Raw genomic sequence first — 17,191 nt, forward strand, 5'->3', positions numbered from 1 at the left:
TTTCTCCTACTCAACTTACTATGCCCGATTCATCTTCTGACAACCTCAACGAGGAGTTGAACACTGCCAAACAGGTAAACCCCGAAAACGTGGGGGCCCTTACCCGCGAGCAACTCACGCCCGAAGCCGCCACCGCCCCCCGCGGCCAGGACCACGCGCCTACCAATACGGCCGACCACGACGACCATGACGGGCACGACCACGGCCCGGCCGGTGCCCACCCCTACCTAGTGCCCAGCATCAGTCTGGCGCTGCTGCTAGCCGGCATTGCGCTGGATTACTTTGATGTTCCCTTTTTCGTAGGTGCCGTGCGACTCGTCTGGTACGGGGTAGCGTTCCTACTGGTGGGCTGGAAGGTGCTGAAAGCGGCCGTGCTCAGTATTCCCAGCGGCAACGTGTTCAACGAGTTTCTGCTCATGAGCATCGCCACGCTCGGCGCGTTTGCTATTGGCGAGTACCCCGAGGGCGTGGCCGTGATGCTGTTTTATACCGTGGGTGAGCTGTTTCAGGATGCGGCCGTGAACCGGGCCAAGCGTAGCATCCGGGCCCTGCTCGAAATTCAGGCCACCGAGGTGACAGTGGTGCGCGACGGCCGGCCGTTGGTACTGGACCCCAAACAGGTGCAGGTGGGCGACGTGATGGAGGTGCGCCCCGGCGAGAAAGTGGCCCTCGACGGCACACTCAACTGCGTGGCGGCCAGCTTCAATACGGCCGCCCTCACCGGCGAGTCGGCCCCCCAGACCAAGCAGCCCGGTGAGGCCGTGCTGGCCGGCATGCTAAACGAGGGGAGCCTCGTGCAAATCACTGTCACGGCGGCTTTTGCCGACACCAAGCTGAGTAAGATTCTGGCTATGGTGCAGGACGCGGTGGGGCGCAAGGCCAAAACCCAGCAGTTCATTACCAAGTTTGCCCGCATTTACACGCCCATCGTGGTGGCGCTGGCCGTGCTGCTGGTGCTGGTGCCGTTCTTTGTCGTAGATGATTACGTGTTCCGCGAGTGGCTGTACCGGGCGCTGGTATTCCTGGTGATTTCCTGCCCCTGTGCGCTGGTTATCAGTATTCCGCTGGGCTACTTCGGCGGCATTGGGGCGGCCTCCAAAAACGGCATCCTGTTCAAGGGCTCCAACTTTTTGGATGTGCTGCGCGACATTGATACCGTGGTGATGGACAAAACCGGCACGCTCACCGAGGGCGTGTTTGCCGTGCGCCAGGTGCAGCCCGCCGCCGGCACCGATGCGCCCGACTTGCTGCGGCTGGTAGGGGCGCTGGAAACCAAATCGACCCACCCCATTGCCAAAGCCGTGGTAAAATACGCGGCCGAAGCGGTGCACGGCGTACCGGTGGAAAGTGTATCGGAAATTGCCGGCCACGGCCTGCGCGGTCGGGTGGATGGGCGCGACGTGCTGGCCGGCAACACCAAGCTGCTGCGCAAGTTCGACGTGACGTATCCGCCGGAAGTGGATGAAGTCGTGGACAGCATCGTGGTGGTAGCCGTGGATGGAAAATACGCCGGCTACCTCACCGTGGCCGATGCCCCTAAAGCCGACGCCGCCCAGGCCGTGCGCGAGTTGCGGGCCGACGGTATCACCAAGCTGGTCATGCTCTCGGGCGACAAGGACAGCATCGTGCAGCGCGTAGCCGCTGAGCTGGGCATTACCGAAGCCCACGGCGGCCTGCTGCCCGAAGATAAGGCCCGCTACGTGCAGCAGTACCTGGATGCCGGCCGCAAGCTGGCCTTTGTGGGCGACGGCGTGAACGACGCCCCCGTGGTGGCCCTGGCCGACGTGGGCATTGCGATGGGCGGGCTGGGCTCCGACGCGACCATCGAAACCGCCGACGTGGTTATCCAGACCGACCACCCGAGCAAAATTGCCACCGCCCGCCGTATCGCCCGCGCTACCCACACGGTGGTGTGGCAGAATATCTGGCTGGCGTTCATCGTGAAAGGCGTGGTGCTGGCGCTGGGCGCGGGGGGGCTGGCCACCATGTGGGAGGCCGTGTTTGCCGACGTAGGCGTGGCCCTGCTTGCCATCCTGAACGCCGTGCGGATTCAGCGGATGAATTTCCGCTCATCCGCTGACTCACTGGTGGCAAAGCCAGCTAGCGAACTGAGCGACAAGCCTAACCATCCTAACAACCAAGCGACATGAGTGGCAACCACGGACTAAGCGGTAGCGCCGCCGGCCGCAACAAGCGGCAGCTCACCGTCGTCTTCTTCCTGACCCTGACTTACCTAGTGGCCGAGGTCGTGGGCGGATTCTGGACCGGCAGCCTGGCTTTGCTGGCCGACGCTGGCCACATGCTCACCGACGTGGCGGGCGTGGGGCTGGCGCTGCTGGCCATCCGCTTCGCCGAGAAGCCGGCTACGCCCCAGCGGACCTACGGCTACTACCGTTTCGAAATTCTGGCCGCTCTGACCAACGCGGTAGTACTGATTCTGATTTCGATTTACATTCTTTATGAAGCCTACTTCCGCTTCCGCAATCCGGTTCAGGTAGAAAGCACGGGCATGTTATGGATAGCGGGCATTGGTCTGGTCATTAATCTATATAGCATGTACCTGCTACGCGAGGGCAAGGAGGAGAGCCTGAACATGAAGGGCGCCTATTTTGAGGTGCTCAGCGATATGCTCACCTCCATCGGGGTCATTGCCGCCGGCATCATCATGCTCACTACGGGCTGGTATTACGCCGACCCGCTGCTCTCGGCCGGCATTGGGCTGTTCATTCTACCCCGCACCTGGACGCTGCTCAAGGAGGCTGTGAACATCTTATTGGAAGGGACCCCGGCCGATGTGAACCTGGAGGAACTGCGGCAGGGCCTACTGCAGGTGCCGGGCGTGGCAGCCGTCCACGACCTGCACGCCTGGGTGCTCACCTCCGGTGTTAACGCCCTCAGCGGCCACGTGGTGCTTGCCGACGGAGCCACCCACGACGACGTGCTCACCCGCGCCCACGCCTACGTCACCACCAAGCACGCCGTGCAGCACGCCACCATTCAGGTGGAGCGCGGCGACTTCACGAAGCACGAAACCCACCTATAAATTCTACAAGCCTTTTCCCAACTAAAATCTACCCCATGACTACCTACGACGTTATTATCATCGGCTCTGGCCCCGGCGGCTACATCGCGGCCGTACGCTGCGGCCAGTTGGGCCTGAAAACGGCCATCATCGAGAAGTACGACACGCTGGGCGGCACCTGCCTCAACGTGGGCTGCATCCCGAGCAAAGCCGTGCTCGAATCCACTGAGTACTACCACAAGGCGGCCCACCAGTTTGCCGAGCACGGCATCGACCTCGACAACCTGCGCGCCGATTTGCCCCGCCTGATGGACCGTAAGGACCGGGTGGTGCAAAAGGTGTGCGACGGGGTGGTACATCTGATGAAGAAAAACAAGGCCGATGTCATCCACGGCGTAGCAGCCTTCGTGGATGCTCACACGCTTACCGTCACGGCCGCTGACGGCAGCACCCAGCAGCTCACGGCCAAGAACATCATCATCGCCACCGGCTCCAAGCCCAGCACTTTGCCTTTCGTGACGCTCGACAAGGAGCGCATCATTACCAGCACCGAGGCGCTGACCCTGCGCACACTGCCCAAGCACCTGATTATCATCGGCGGGGGCGTCATCGGCTTGGAGCTGGGCTCGGTGTACGCCCGGCTGGGCAGCAAAGTGTCGGTGGTGGAATACACCGACGGCATCATCCCCACAATGGACCGCGCCCTGGGCAAAGAGCTGCTCAAGTCGCTGAAGAAAACCGGCCTGGAATTTTACCTGAGCCACAAAGTAACCGCCGTCACTCGCGTGGGCGATAAGGTGAGCCTGGTGGCCCAGGGCGGGCCATCGGCCGAGCTGCAGCTGGAGGGCGACTACTGCTTGGTATCGGTGGGCCGCCGTCCCTACACTGACGGGCTGAACCTGGCCGCGGCGGGCGTAGCCGTGGATGAGAAGGGCCGGGTGCAGGTTAATGAGGATTTGCAGACCACCGTGCCCGGCATCTGGGCCATCGGCGACGTGGTGCGCGGGGCCATGCTGGCCCATAAGGCTTCTGATGAGGGCGTGTACGTGGCCGAGCTGATTGCCGGCAAGTTTCCCGAAATCAATTATTTACTCATTCCTAACGTGGTGTACACCTGGCCCGAAGTGGCTGGCGTGGGTTATACCGAGGAGCAGCTAAAAGAACAAGGGCTGGCGTATAAAGTAGGGTCCTTCTCGTACTCGGCCTCGGGCCGGGCGGTGGCCGGCGGCGAAACGGAAGGCTTAGTAAAGGTGCTGACCCAGGCCGGGACCGATGAGATTTTAGGGGTGCATATGATTGGTCCCCGTATTGCCGATATTATCGCTGAGGCCGTGAGCATCATGCACTTCCGCGGGGCGGCTGAAGACGTGGGCCTGATGTCGCACGCCCACCCCACGTACGCCGAAGCCTTCAAGGAAGCCTGCCTCAATGCCGCTGGCATCGGGGCGCTGAACATGTAATTCCGACATCATGCCTTTTCTGCTCTCCGCTGCGCCCGCCGTTACGCCTTCCTGGTCCCAAGTACTACTCTACGCGCTGGTGCCCGCCGCCGTCATGGTCGTGGGAGCCGTAATTGCTGTTCTCCGCACGCCGGGCGCAGCCATCCGTAGCGCCATTCTGCATTTTGCCGCCGGGGTAGTTTTCTCCGTGGTCGCCGTCGAGTTGCTGCCCGATATTGTGGCCCGGCACCGGCCGCTGGAAGTAGGCCTGGGCTTCGCCATTGGGGTCGTGGTAATGCTGGCGTTGCGCTATTTCACCCGCAAGGCAGCTAAGCAGGAAGAAGCCGCTCCCACCCCGACCCGGCCTTCGGAAGGGCTGCCGTCCTCCGAAAATGAAGTCGATAAGGCGGTAGCGGTCAGTCCCGCAACGCTGCCGATGGGCTTACTTACTGGGGTAGGTATCGATATCCTTATCGATGGTCTGCTACTGGGCATTGGCTTTGCGGCTGGAGCCGAAGAAGGGCTGTTACTGGCCGTTGCGCTAACCATCGAAGTGCTGTCGTTAGGCTTGGCCACGGCCGTAGAACTGCGGCAGCAGGGCCAGGGTAAGGCCCGTTCCGTAGGCATTGTGGCAGCGTTGTCGGCGCTGCTGGTGGTTGGGGCCGGCGTTGGCATTGCCGTGCTGAAAGGAGCCTCTGATAACGTTATGGAGCTGGTGCTCTCCTTCGGGCTGGCGGCGCTGCTGTTCCTGGTAACGGAGGAGCTGCTGACCGAGGCCCACGAGGAGCCCGAGTCGCCCTGGCTGACGGCCATGTTCTTCGTGGGATTTCTCGTGTTTCTACTGCTGGGCATGGTTGCCTAGTAGCTATTTAGCAGTTCCTTATGCTCTTACGAAGGCTGCGCTCTGGTTCAACGCTGCCCTTCGCTTTTTTTCGAACCATTTATTTTTCACCTTTTCCCTTTACGACGATGGCCGACCATCACGAAGAACACCAGAAAATCATTGAGGCCCACCAGAAGGCCGCCCACTACTTCGAGCACGCGGTGCAAAACCACCGCGCCGCCGTGGAGCACCTGAAAAAAGGGGACCACGAGAAGGCCGCTCACCACGGCTACACCGCCTACGGCTTCGCCTCGCACGCCCAGAAGCACGCCGAGGAAGCCGCCCTGCAACACTCGCACGAGCACGGCGACCACGAGCCCCTGCACGCTCACGAGCAGGGTGGGGTCCAATAGCTTTCACTGAAGAAAGGCCCTTTTCCGGCTGGAAACGGGCCTTTTTATGGCAATTTGTTCCCCTTTTTAGTATGCCGGTCGAATTTCTCAGCGACGAGCAGGCGGCCCGCTACGGGCGCTTCCACACCGACCCGAGCCCGGAACAGTTGGCCCGCTTCTTTTATCTGAGCCCCGATGACTTGGTGTTCGTGGCCCGACGGCGGCGGCGGCCTTCATCAACGGACAAGCAGGAGTGCAAAGGGCATTCGCAAAACTACTGTTTCTCGGATGAGTTTGCCACCCGCCTTCTCCGCCCCGAGAAGGGCGTTTTGGCGGGTTATTTTCGGGAGGGTTTTTCGAACGCTTTTTTCAGTACCTACGCCGGGTGCTTTTCCGTACCAGTCCTCAGATTATTAGAGATGTCATAACTCTTAGCGGGAATTTCTGTTCCTACTATTGTGCTACCCCTAGTGTTGCGTAAAGCGCCCACTTGGAGCTTGACCCGAGTGGGCGCGTTTGTAGCGGCTGCCAAAGCTTCTGGTGTTGTTGCGAATTCTGTACGCCGGCCGCCGAATTGTATAAGCCCGGGACCGAGGTATTTACGTACCTTTATGATAATACCCATCCACTTCCTGCCCTTTTGAAACGCCTCGCCGGCCTCCTAATGCTTTTGCTGTATCTGTGTTCCAGCCCTGGGCTGGTGTACAGCCTGCACCTGTGCGGCGAGCTAGTGACGGATGTGCGGCTGAGTGGCGTTGGGGAGCCCGCCGGCTGCTGCGCTAAATCAGCCAGGCCGGTGAAGGGGATGAAGAAGGACTGCTGCCACGACCAGAAAGTGAGCAGCCCGCTCAAGGACGTGAAGCTGACCACTGCCCAGCTGAAACTGGTGGCCCCCGTGGCCCTGCCGACGCCACCCGCCGTGCGCTTCGTGCGCCACCTGGCCCTTACTTACCCGGCCGACGAGCCGGCCCCGCGCCCGCGCATCACTTCCGGGCCGCCCCCGCCCGCCTGCCCTGCCTACGTGCGCGGCCACGCCTTCCTGATTTAGCTTCCTGGCTTTCCCCACTGCCCCCGGCCCCAAGCCGTGGGCTTTAGCGCGTGTGTTTTTAAGCTGTTAGCTGACAGCCATTAGCTGTTAGCTCTCCGTTCAGAAAACGCCGCCAGCCAGGATTTCGACCCGTCCTGAATCCGGTCGAAAAAAAGCTAACAGCTAATAGCTAAAAGCTCAGGTAAAATGATTGAACGGCTTATTTCCCTTTCCCTGCGCAACCGCGGGCTGGTACTGCTGCTAGCCACCGGCCTGTTCATCTGGGGCGTGTTTTCGGTGCGGGCCAGCAAGATTGACGCCATCCCCGACCTGTCGGAAAACCAGGTAATCGTGTTTACCGAGTGGGCCGGGCGCGGGCCCCAGATTATCGAGGACCAGGTAACCTACCCGCTCGTAACCAACCTGCAGGGCCTGGCCCAGGTGCGGGCCGTGCGGGCCGCCTCCATGTTCGGCATGAGCTTCGTGTACGTCATTTTTGAGGACGATACCGACGTGTATTGGGCCCGCGAGCGGGTGCTGGAGCGCCTCAATTACGCCCAGCGCCTGCTGCCGGCCGGCCTCACGCCCACCCTCGGCCCCGACGGTACCGGCGTGGGCCACGTGCTCTGGTACGTGCTTAAGGCCCCCAAGCTCGACCTGGGCGAGCAGCGTGCGTTGCAGGACTGGTACGTGAAGTTCGGCCTGCAAACCGTGCCCGGCGTGAGCGAGGTGGCCAGCTTCGGCGGCTTCCAGCCCGAATACCAGGTGACGGTCGACCCCACCAAGCTTACCTACTACAACGTGAGCCTGCCCGAGGTGCTGGCGGCCGTGCGCAGCAACAACAACGAGGCCGGGGGCCGCAAGTTCGAGCAGGCGGGGGTAGGCTACATCATCAAAACCAGCGGCTACATCCAGGATGTGGCCACGCTCGAAAACGTGCCCGTGCGCACCCGCGCCGGCGGCGTGCCGCTCCGCCTGGCCGACCTAGGCACAGTGCAGATGACGGGCGAAAGCCGTTTGGGCATCTTCGACCATAACGGCCAGGGCGAGGCCGTGGGCGGCATCGTGGTGATGCGCTACGGCGAAAACGCCGACGAGGTCATCAAGCGGGTGAAAACCAAGATGCAGGACGTAGCCAAGGGCCTGCCCGCCGGCGTGTCGTTCGATATCGTCTACGACCGCAGCGGGCTGATTGAAGAGTCGGTGACCAACATTCAGCACACGCTGCTGGAGGAAATGGCCGTCGTGTCGGTGGTCGTGCTGCTGTTTTTGTTCCACTGGCGCAGCGCCCTGAGCATCCTGCTCCAGATTCCGATTACCATCGCCACGAGCTTCATCCTGCTCAACGCCTTCGACATCTCGTCCAACATCATGTCGCTCACCGGCATCGCGCTGGCCATCGGCGTCATCGTCGACAACGGCATCGTGATGACCGAAAACGCCTACCGCAGTCTGGCCCTGCACCAGGCCGCCGAAGAAGCGGGTACCCTACCTGACGACGGCCCGCCAGCCCCCAAAACCCCCACCACATGACCAACGAAGAGCGCCTCGCCATTATCGAGAAGTCCAGTAAGCAGGTGTCGCGGGGGATATTTTTCTCCACCATCATCATCGTTACCTCGTTTCTGCCGGTGTTTCTGCTCACCGGGCAGGAGGGCAAGCTGTTTCATCCGCTGGCCTACACCAAAACGTTTATTTTGATGATTGACGCCATTTTGGCCGTCACGCTGGGGCCGGTGCTGCTGTCCTTTTTCATGAAGGGCAAGTTCAAAACCGAGGAGCAGAACCCCATCAACCGGGGACTGGAGCGGGTGTACGCGCCCATGATTAACTGGTGCCTGACCTGGCGCAAAACCACCATCGGCATCAACCTGGCGCTGCTGCTCATCAGCATTCCGCTGTTGCGTAGCCTGGGCACCGAGTTCATGCCCCCGCTCGATGAGGGCTCGATTCTGTTCATGCCCATCACCCAGCCCGACGTGTCGAACACGGAGGTAAAGCGCATTCTGCAGGTCCAGGACCGCATTATTATGCAGGTGCCGGAGGTGAAAAGCGTGCTCGGTAAGGCCGGCCGGGCCAGCACGGCCACCGACAACTCCCCGCTGAGCATGATTGAAACCATCATCCAGCTCAAGCCCCGCAGCGAGTGGCGGGCGGGTATGACCAAAGCCAAGCTCATTGCCGAGCTCAACCAGAAACTGCAGATTCCGGGCGTGGTCAACGGCTGGACCCAGCCCATTATCAACCGCATCAACATGCTCGCCACCGGCATCCGCACCGACGTGGGCGTGAAGGTGTACGGCCAGCAGCTCGACACGATTTTCCAGGTGTCGCAGCGGGTGCGGGCGGCCCTAACCGGCGTGGCGGGCGTTGAGGATTTGTACGTGGACCCGATTACCGGCGGCAAGTACCTGCAGATTGACCTGAAGCGCGACCAGCTGGCCCGCTACGGCCTGAGCGTGGACCAAGTGAACGAGCTGGTGGAAACGGCCATCGGGGGCGCCCCGGTGGCCACCACCGTGGAGGGCCGCCGCCGCTTCGCCATTGCCGTGCGCCTGGCCGAGGACTACCGCAACAGCCTGGCCGCGCTGGGCCGCATTCCCATCCAGACCACCGACTATGGCCCGGTGCCGCTCTCGGCGGTGGCCGAGCTGCGCTTCGAGAACGGGCCGCCCATGATTAACTCCGAAAACGCCCAGCTCCGGGGGGCGGTGCTGTTTAACGTGCGGGGGCGCGATTTGGGCAGCACCGTGGAGGAGGCCATGCAGCGGGTGCAGGAGCGGGGCGGCCAGCTGCCGGCCGGCTACTACCTGGAGTGGAGCGGGCAGTACGAGAACCTCATCAGCTCGCAACGGACGCTGCTCTTCATTCTGCCCATCGTGCTGGTCGTGATTTTCGGCTGCCTGTACTTCGCCTTCCACTCGGTGCGCGAGGCGCTGCTGAGCCTAGTCACGATTCCGTTCGCGCTTATTGGCGGGGCCTACCTGGTATACTTCTACGGGGTGCATTTGTCGGTGGCGGTGGCCGTGGGCTTCATTGCTTTGTTTGGGCTGGCCGTCGAAACGGGCGTCATCATGGTAATTTACCTCAACGACGCCATGCAGCAGCTGGTGGCCCGCAAGGGCAACTCCCGCGAAACCATCACGAAGCAGGATTTGCGCGACGCCGTGTTCCACGGGGCCGCCAAGCGCCTGCGGCCCAAGCTGATGACCGTCTCGGTGGCTTTGTTCGGCCTCGTGCCGGTGCTCTGGGCCACGGGCACGGGCTCCGACGTGATGCTGCCCATCGTGCTGCCCATGATTGGCGGCGTGTTCACGTCCTCGACCCATATTCTGCTCGTCACGCCGCTTATCTTCCTGATGACCAAGGAGTACGAGTTGCGCAAATTCGGCAAGATTGACGTGCTGGAGGTGACGCATTAGTTCACCCCACCCCCGGCCCCTCCCCTCCGGGAGAGGGGGAACCAGCCGCCCATACTACTGATTATAACTACTGACCACAACTTGATTAGCCGAACCACAGCCCGAAAAACCACGTCGCCGTGGCTCCCCCTCTCCCCCTAGAGAGGGGGCCGGGGGGTGAGGCCACCATCAGCACGAAAATTATGAACCGCTACCTTCTCCTGCTACTTCTCCTCACCAGCGCCCCGCTGCACGCCCAGCAGCAGCTGCCGCTGGATTCGGTGCTGAGCGCCGTGCAGCGGGCCAACCCGGCTTTGCGCCAGTACGACTACCGGGCCCGCGCCAAAGCGGCGGCCGTGGCGGGGGCCACCAGTTGGGAAGCGCCCCGCATCAGCGCCGGCTACTTCATGAAGCCCTACAGCTCGCCCCGGACTGCCGAAATGGCCGGCGAGCGGGGCATGCGCATGGTGGGCGTGGAGCAGATGATTCCGAACCCGGCCCGGCAGCGGGCCAAGCGGGCCTACCTGAGCGGGCAGGCCGCCGTGGAGCAGGCCGACCAGGGGGCCTTGTTCAACACGTTGCGTAGCCAGGCCCGCGGGCTGTACTTCAACCAGGTGATTCTGGAAAAGAAACAGCGGGTGCTCAGCCGGAGCCAGCAGTTGCTGGAGTTCCTGCTCAAGATTGCCCAGGCCCGCTACCCGTATAACCAGAGTAGCCTGGCCGATATCTACCAGGTGCAGTCGCGGGTGGCCCTGCTGGGCAACGACCACGCCGAGCTGGCCGGCCAGCTGCGCCAGAACCGCATCGCCCTCAACACCCTGATGGCCCGCGACCCGGCCGCCGAATTCGCCGTCGATACGCTGCTACCCACCACTGCTGCCGCGTTGCTGCCCGCCGACACGGCCGCGCTGGCCGCCGCCCGTAGCGACGTACGCGGCCTGAATGAGCAGCTCAACGTGCTGCGCCTGGGCCGCGACGTGGAGGTCAACCGCCGCCGCCCCGAGTTTGCTATTCGCTACGACCACATGAACGGCATCGGCCCCCGGCCCAACCAGTTCACGCTAATGGGCATGGTTACGCTGCCCTTCGCGCCGTGGTCGGCCCGCGAGTACAAGGCCAGCACCGCCGCGCTGGGCCTGGAGGCCCAGGCCGTGCAGCAGCAGCGGGCCAGCCTGCTCAACGACGCCACCGGCCGGCTGCGCACGCTGCAGTCCAACCTGCAAACCCGGCAGCAGCAGGTGGCCAACTTCGAGAAGAGCATCCTGCCCGCCCTGCACAAAAGCTACCAGGTAACGCTGCTGGCCTACGAGCAGAACACGGCCCAGCTGCCGGCCGTGGTGGAGGCCCTCGACAGCTGGCTGCGCATGCGCCTCACTTACCTCGACACCCAGAATGAACTCCTCACCCTGCGCGTGCAATACGACCAGGAACTTGAGCAATAAGGGCATGGACAGACAACATCGACATCAGAAAACGAGGAACGCCCTGCTTCATCCGGCATCCGCTTTGCCTAAGCAGGCCCACGGCTTCGCCGGACTGCTGAAAAGCATTTGTGGGGGTTGGGGGGTGAGGGGCGCTGTGCTGCTCCTGCTGCTGGCCGGCTGCCAGGGCAAGGCCCACGGCCCCGAATCGACGGCCCCGGCCCAGCCGCTGGCTACCTCGGCGGCCCAGCAGTACACCTGCCCGATGCACCCGCAAATCATCCGCGCGGAGCCCGGCAGCTGCCCCATCTGCAACATGGATTTGGTGCCTAAGGTGATGAGCAACGTCGCCGCGGCAGCCGCCCCTGAAGTGGGCCTCGACAACGTACTGGCCGAGCCCAACGCGGCCGTGCTCAGCAGCATAGCCACCGTACGGCCGGCGCCCGTGGGGGCCGCTGCCGCCGCGGATGCTACCGGAGCCGGGATAATTGTCTCGGATACGTTGAGCCTGCCCGGCGTGGTGGCCTACGACCCGCGCCGGAGCCGGGTGGTGGCCGCCCGTTTCGGCGGGCGCATCGAGCGGCTGCTGGTGCGCTCCAACTACCAGCCTGTGCGCCGGGGCGAGAAGCTGCTCGACCTCTACAGCCCCGAACTGGTAACGGCCCAGCAGGAGTATATTTTCGTGCTGGAAAATGACGCCGACAACGCCGCGCTGGTCGGTGGCGCCCGCCACAAGCTGGCCCTGCTGGGCCTTACCGAAACCCAGCTGCAGGGCCTGGCCCGCACCCGCCACCCCACCTACCGGGTGGCCGTGTTCAGCCCCTACGATGGCTACGTGGTTGAAACGCCCGCTGGTGCAGGTAGTAGCGCCAGCCCAGCGGCCGCCTCGCCCGCCAGCCAGCTAAGCCTTACCGAAGGAGCCTACGTAACGACCGGCCAGGCCCTGTTTCAGGTAATAAACACCAGTCAGGTCTGGGGCCTGTTTCAGCCCACGCCGGCCGAGCTGGCCCGGTTGCGGCCCGGCCAGCAGCTGCAAATAGCGGTGGAAGGCCAGGCCAAGCGGCTAACTGCCCGCCTCGATTTCGTGGAGCCCGAGTTCCGGACCGGCGAAAGCACGGCCGCCGTGCGGGTGTACCTACCCAACCCTCAGGGCGAATTGCGCCGGGGCCAGCGCCTCACTGCCCGAATCGTAGCCGGGGCCGCTGCTGCTACCAACGCTACCGCCTCATCCGGCGCAACGGCCCCGGCGAATCCCGGCGCGTTCTGGCTGCCCCGGGCGGCCGTCGTGGACCTGGGCACCCGCCAGATTGCCTTCGTGCAGCGTGGGGCCACCTTCGTGCCGGTGCTGGTGCAGGTAGGCCCGCGCACCGCCACCCAGGTGCAGGTGCTGAGCGGCTTGCGGGGCGATGAAAACGTGGCGGCCAACGGCCAGTATCTGATTGACAGTGAAGGTTTCATTCAAGCAACTACCCATGATGTACCCGCCGCTAACCGCCGCTAAGGCCCCGCTGCCCCGCCTCCCGGCCCGGCACGGGGGACAACCCGGCCGGCTGTGGCTGCTGGCCCTGCTGTTGATGCTGCTGGGCGCGGCCGCCTGCCAGAAAAGCCCGCCCGACACCACGGCCGTAGCCTACTACACCTGCCCGATGCACCCGCAAATCCACGATGACGAGCCCGGCAGCTGCCCCATCTGCAAAATGGATTTGGTGGCCGTTGCTCCCACTGAAAAGGGTGGTACGGCCACGTCCGAAACTACCGCGGCAGGCAAGGATACCGAAACAGCAACCCACGCGTCTCACGTCGGTGGCTATACCTGCCCCATGCACCCGCAGGTGCAGTCCGACAAGCCCGGCAGCTGCCCCATCTGTAAAATGGACCTCGTGCCCCGGCCCGCCACGCCGGCCACCGATGCCACCGGTGCGACTACCTCCGCCGACCTCATCCTGACTGCTCAACAAGTAGAGCTGGCGAACATTCAGACCCTGGTAGTGGGGAGCGAGGCCGGAGCAGGTGCGCCCGGAGCCGAAGCTTCCGGCAGCGCCCCAACGGCACCGGGTTTCGCGCAAAACCCACCCCCAGCCGTGCTGACGGGCACCGTGACGATTGATGTCCGGCGCACCACCAGCGTCAGCAGCCGGGTAGCCGGACGCCTCGACCGCCTCTACGTGCGCCAGACTGGCCAGGTGCTGCGCCGGGGGGCGCCGCTGTTTTCGGTGTACAGCGAAGAGCTGCAGGCCTTGCAGAAAGAATACCTGCTGGCCCGGGCCCAAAGCCGCGAGGCGGGTGGCGCGGGCTCCTATGCCCGCTTCGCCGAGGCCACGGCCCAGAAGCTGCGGCTGTTGGGCGTTACGGCCGGCCAGTTGCGGGCGCTGGAAAAGCGCGGCCGGCCCGAGGCCCTGCTCACCTATTTCAGCCCCCAAACCGGTACCGTGCAGGCCCTGGATGTGGTGCAGGGCCAGTACGTAGCCGAGGGCAGCCCGCTACTCACGCTCACAGACCTGGGCCGGGTGTGGGTGGAGGCCCAGGCCTATCCGGCCGAGCTGGCCCGCCTTTCGGTGGGCACCGCCGTGCGGGTGCAGCTGCCCGGCACGGCCGACACCCGCTCCGGCCGGGTAGTATTCCTCAGCCCCGAGCGCACCGGCAGCAGCCCCGTTACGCTGGCCCGCATCGAAGTAGCCAACCCCGACGGCCGCCTGCAGCCCGGCTCCCCGGCCAACGTGCTGCTGCCCTCAAGTGCCGCGCCGGCCCAATCGGCGGCCGTGGCTCCGAAACCAGTTTCCGACCAGGCCGCCACCCCAACTTCGCAACCCACTATCCTCGTGCCCCAGCAGTCCATCATCCACGACGGCGCCCTTAGCTACGTCTGGCTCCAGACTGGGGCCCGGCAGTTTAGGCGGGCGCGCATAACCACCCGAGCCGCCACGGCCAACGCCGTGCCCGTTACGGCGGGCGTCAGCCCCGGCGACCGGGTCGTCACGTCGGGGGCCTACCTGCTGCAGAGTGAATTTATCCTCCGTCAGGGGGCCGACACCGAAATGAGCGGCATGGCTATGTAATCTTGGCCAGCCGCTAATCCGCTGGGTGCTGCGGTTCAACGCCCGTTTTTCCAATCACTTACCCCCTTTTCTCATGTTGAAAATCACCACTTGGGCCCTGGCCCTCACTTGCCTCGGCGCGGCCACCGGCTGCTCCGAAAACAAACCCGCCACCACGGACATGACGCCCGAAACGTCGATGAGCGGTGCCCCGGCCATGACCACCGACACGGCGGCAATGCCGGCCACCGATATGGCCGCCGTCACCTACACCTGTCCCATGCACCCGGAAATCCGCGAAAGCGGCCCCGGCCAGTGTCCCAAGTGCAAAATGGATTTGGTGAAGCTGGAAGCGCCGGCCGCCCAATAGCGGCGGCCGCAGCCCACAGCTACGCAAGGGCACTTGGCTGGACTAGTAGCAGGCTAATTGTCCGAAAAGTAGCAGCAGAATAGTTGGGGCGCCAATTATGCCTCGCTGCTTGGATACTTAAAACGTCTAAACACAGAGAAGCGGCGTTGTGTACCTGCCATAGGTCCACAACGCCGCTTCTATTACTGGCTAATGGCTAACTCGATTCAACAGCAGCAGCCCCCTTTGCTCCGGACCGCATCTGGGGCCGCACCGTGCTCTTTGAGGTAGTATAAGAGTAGAAACAGAAAGTATGGGTAGGAGAAATTTGCGCGGGCGAGTGTCTAAAAATACGGTCGGAACCGCAAAAGTGGATAGGGGTGAACTTAGTTGCCGCATTTATACTTACAGATTATAGGAGAAAATTATCAATTATAGAATTTCGCGCGGTATCTTTGGGGCATGGTCGTCATTTCCCAGAAGCCGCTGCGGGAGTTTTGGGAGCAGCACCCCGACGCGAAAGAAGCGCTGAGTGCCTGGTACGCCTTCGTGCAGGAAAGCGACTGGGCCCGGCACGCAGACGTGGTGCAGGACTACAACACGGCCGACTACACCCGCGACGGGCGCTACGTGTTCAACATCCGGGGCAACCGTTACCGCCTGGTGGCCCGGATGCACTTCGCCACCCGCACCGTGTTCATCCGCTTTGTGGGCACACACCAGCAGTACGACCGCATCAACGCCGACACCATTTAACCAGCCGTACACTCGCTCACGTTTTACCAGCCGATTCCCATGGACATTCGCACCCCCGCCGATTACCAGCAGGCCCTGGACCAGTTCACGGCCTGGATGGACCACGAACCCGCCGACCTGACGCCCATGCTGGCGCTGCGCGACGCCATCAGCGCCTACGAGAAGGGCCAGGGCTACGAACTGCCCGCCCCCCAGACGCTGGTGGGGCGCTTGGAACTGGAGATGTACCGGCGCAAGCTCAACAAGAAAAACCTGGCCGCGCTGCTCGACATTCCGGCCTCGCGCCTGAGCGATGTGTTGCAGGGCCGGCGCATCAATCTAGACCTGGCCAAGCGCCTCTACAAGCGCCTGGGTATTCCCGCCGACTTCATTTTAGAAGCCGCGTAGCAGTCCTGGCTAAGCACCTGTTCACCCAAACGAGCCATTGATTATTATTTACCTTGAAGCTGCTTAGGAAGTAGGTTCGCCGATGTAGCGACGCATCGTTGTTTCTCGTCGTTGAACGAAAATTGCTGGTATCACTCAACGACGAGAAACAACGATGCGTCGCTACGCCGTTTTGGCGACTCTCTTCATAGCTTTTTAGTAATCGAATTCACGTAAATGGCCGTCGCCAACAACACACGCATGTCGTTAAAACAAGTTTTATGGTGCGGGTTATTTATCGTGGCGAGCTGCAAGAAGGCAGCCGTCGACCCCAAGCCGCTCACACCTGAGCAACTGCTGGTAGGAGCCTGGCAGACACAGCGATACGTGAGAACAGAAACTGCCTCAGACGGGCGCATTGTCCGCCAGGACAGCACCCTCTATTCCGCTCAGAATCCAGGGGCTTCCGTGTTTTTCAACGCCGACGGGACCCTTCCACCTCCCAGCCCCTCCGTTGTGGCGACCTATCGGTTTGACCCGCCATTCATTACCTACTTCTACAACAGCCAGCCGATTGGGGCCACCACCACCAACAAGGTGTTACAGCTTACCGCCCAAAAGCTGGTAATAGAAGCTACAACACCAACGACTACGTCGACCATCACGGAAACCCGCTCCTATAACCGATGAGTCTTGGCAATCAACACTTTCCGGTCACGCCGGTACCGCACAAAGAACGGCAGGGTTGCCGCTTCTCCTGAGCGCAAAAACTCAACCACCCAGGCTTCTTGCTCGAACACGCGGGGGGGGGTACCGAAGCACCGACTCGCGAAAGGTGCTCCGCATACATACCTTCAAACTAAAATGTCTCGTCCTAGAAAAAGTTGACCAAAAACTTGGTTAACTTATGGCATCACTGTCTGACTTGCGTATGCAAAAGCACGCGCTTTCCATGCGCCAAATGGTGGCTGAAATTCATCTGGGCAAGCTCAACATTGCCCAGGCCGCCGCCAAATTTGAGCTCACACGTAAAACCGTTCGGCACTGGATCGACCTGGTCGAAGCAGAAGCGGAGGCCAACGGCTTGCCCCCGGCTCCCCCACCATGCCCACCTGGAGCCAGGAAACGCACAACTCGTCCGGCGCCGCAGGATAGCGAAG

Annotated in this window: 17 protein-coding genes; all 17 read left to right on the forward strand. The window is 62.6% G+C overall.

All coding sequences use genetic code 11. The features are described 5' to 3' along the window. Positions 1-20: 20 nt before the first annotated feature. Positions 21-2,150: a heavy metal translocating P-type ATPase gene (locus H145_RS0115910; RefSeq protein WP_019949151.1), complete on the forward strand. Its 2,130-nt coding sequence runs from the start codon at positions 21-23 to the stop codon at positions 2,148-2,150. After that, positions 2,147-3,043 carry a cation diffusion facilitator family transporter gene (locus H145_RS0115915; RefSeq protein ID WP_019949152.1) on the forward strand — a complete coding sequence of 299 codons (897 nt, stop codon included), beginning with the start codon at positions 2,147-2,149 and terminating at the stop codon, positions 3,041-3,043. The genes H145_RS0115910 and H145_RS0115915 overlap by 4 nt, the downstream gene beginning before the upstream one ends. Positions 3,044-3,078: 35 nt before the next feature. Next, entirely contained in the window at positions 3,079-4,482 is a 1,404-nt protein-coding gene (gene lpdA, locus H145_RS0115920; protein WP_019949153.1) for a dihydrolipoyl dehydrogenase, read from the forward strand. A gap of 10 nt (positions 4,483-4,492) precedes the next feature. Beyond that, the gene (locus tag H145_RS0115925) at positions 4,493-5,323 is read left to right on the forward strand and encodes a ZIP family metal transporter (protein WP_071595219.1); all 831 of its coding nucleotides are present in this window, start codon (positions 4,493-4,495) and stop codon (positions 5,321-5,323) included. 107 nt (positions 5,324-5,430) lie between these two features. Beyond that, a complete protein-coding gene (locus H145_RS0115930) occupies positions 5,431-5,697 on the forward strand; it encodes a hypothetical protein (protein WP_019949155.1) in 267 nt (88 codons plus the stop codon). Positions 5,698-5,768: 71 nt separating this feature from the next. Continuing rightward, positions 5,769-6,104, forward strand: a complete 336-nt coding sequence (locus H145_RS0115935; protein ID WP_019949156.1) for a DUF4158 domain-containing protein — start codon at positions 5,769-5,771, stop codon at positions 6,102-6,104. A 212-nt stretch (positions 6,105-6,316) separates the two neighbouring features. After that, positions 6,317-6,724, forward strand: coding sequence for an HYC_CC_PP family protein (locus H145_RS24265; RefSeq protein WP_215137420.1), 408 nt, complete (start codon positions 6,317-6,319; stop codon positions 6,722-6,724). Between the two features lie 186 nt (positions 6,725-6,910). Continuing rightward, positions 6,911-8,236, forward strand: coding sequence for an efflux RND transporter permease subunit (locus tag H145_RS24895; RefSeq protein ID WP_019949158.1), 1,326 nt, complete (start codon positions 6,911-6,913; stop codon positions 8,234-8,236). Then, positions 8,233-10,125, forward strand: coding sequence for an efflux RND transporter permease subunit (locus tag H145_RS24900; protein ID WP_019949159.1), 1,893 nt, complete (start codon positions 8,233-8,235; stop codon positions 10,123-10,125). The genes H145_RS24895 and H145_RS24900 overlap by 4 nt, the downstream gene beginning before the upstream one ends. Before the next feature lie 182 nt (positions 10,126-10,307). Next, positions 10,308-11,546: a TolC family protein gene (locus H145_RS0115955; RefSeq protein WP_019949160.1), complete on the forward strand. Its 1,239-nt coding sequence runs from the start codon at positions 10,308-10,310 to the stop codon at positions 11,544-11,546. A 136-nt stretch (positions 11,547-11,682) separates the two neighbouring features. Then, positions 11,683-13,026 carry an efflux RND transporter periplasmic adaptor subunit gene (locus H145_RS0115960; RefSeq protein ID WP_019949161.1) on the forward strand — a complete coding sequence of 448 codons (1,344 nt, stop codon included), beginning with the start codon at positions 11,683-11,685 and terminating at the stop codon, positions 13,024-13,026. Between the two features lie 73 nt (positions 13,027-13,099). Continuing rightward, positions 13,100-14,581, forward strand: coding sequence for an efflux RND transporter periplasmic adaptor subunit (locus H145_RS0115965; RefSeq protein ID WP_456236133.1), 1,482 nt, complete (start codon positions 13,100-13,102; stop codon positions 14,579-14,581). Positions 14,582-14,654: 73 nt separating this feature from the next. Further along, positions 14,655-14,930, forward strand: coding sequence for a heavy metal-binding domain-containing protein (locus H145_RS0115970; protein ID WP_026351565.1), 276 nt, complete (start codon positions 14,655-14,657; stop codon positions 14,928-14,930). A 441-nt stretch (positions 14,931-15,371) separates the two neighbouring features. Further along, on the forward strand, positions 15,372-15,665 hold the full coding sequence (locus H145_RS0115975; RefSeq protein ID WP_019949163.1) for a type II toxin-antitoxin system HigB family toxin: 294 nt from the start codon (positions 15,372-15,374) through the stop codon (positions 15,663-15,665). Positions 15,666-15,704: 39 nt separating this feature from the next. Further along, positions 15,705-16,052 (forward strand): transcriptional regulator, encoded by a 348-nt coding sequence (locus H145_RS21680; RefSeq protein WP_019949164.1) that lies wholly within the window; start codon positions 15,705-15,707, stop codon positions 16,050-16,052. Between the two features lie 216 nt (positions 16,053-16,268). Further along, complete coding sequence (locus H145_RS0115985; protein ID WP_019949165.1) at positions 16,269-16,721, forward strand: hypothetical protein; 453 nt, start codon at positions 16,269-16,271, stop codon at positions 16,719-16,721. A 217-nt stretch (positions 16,722-16,938) separates the two neighbouring features. After that, a partial coding sequence (locus H145_RS24270; RefSeq protein ID WP_240471711.1) for a helix-turn-helix domain-containing protein occupies positions 16,939-17,191 on the forward strand: 253 nt, incomplete at its 3' end.

Source organism: Hymenobacter aerophilus DSM 13606 (assembly GCF_000382225.1).
Lineage (GTDB): Bacteria > Bacteroidota > Bacteroidia > Cytophagales > Hymenobacteraceae > Hymenobacter > Hymenobacter aerophilus.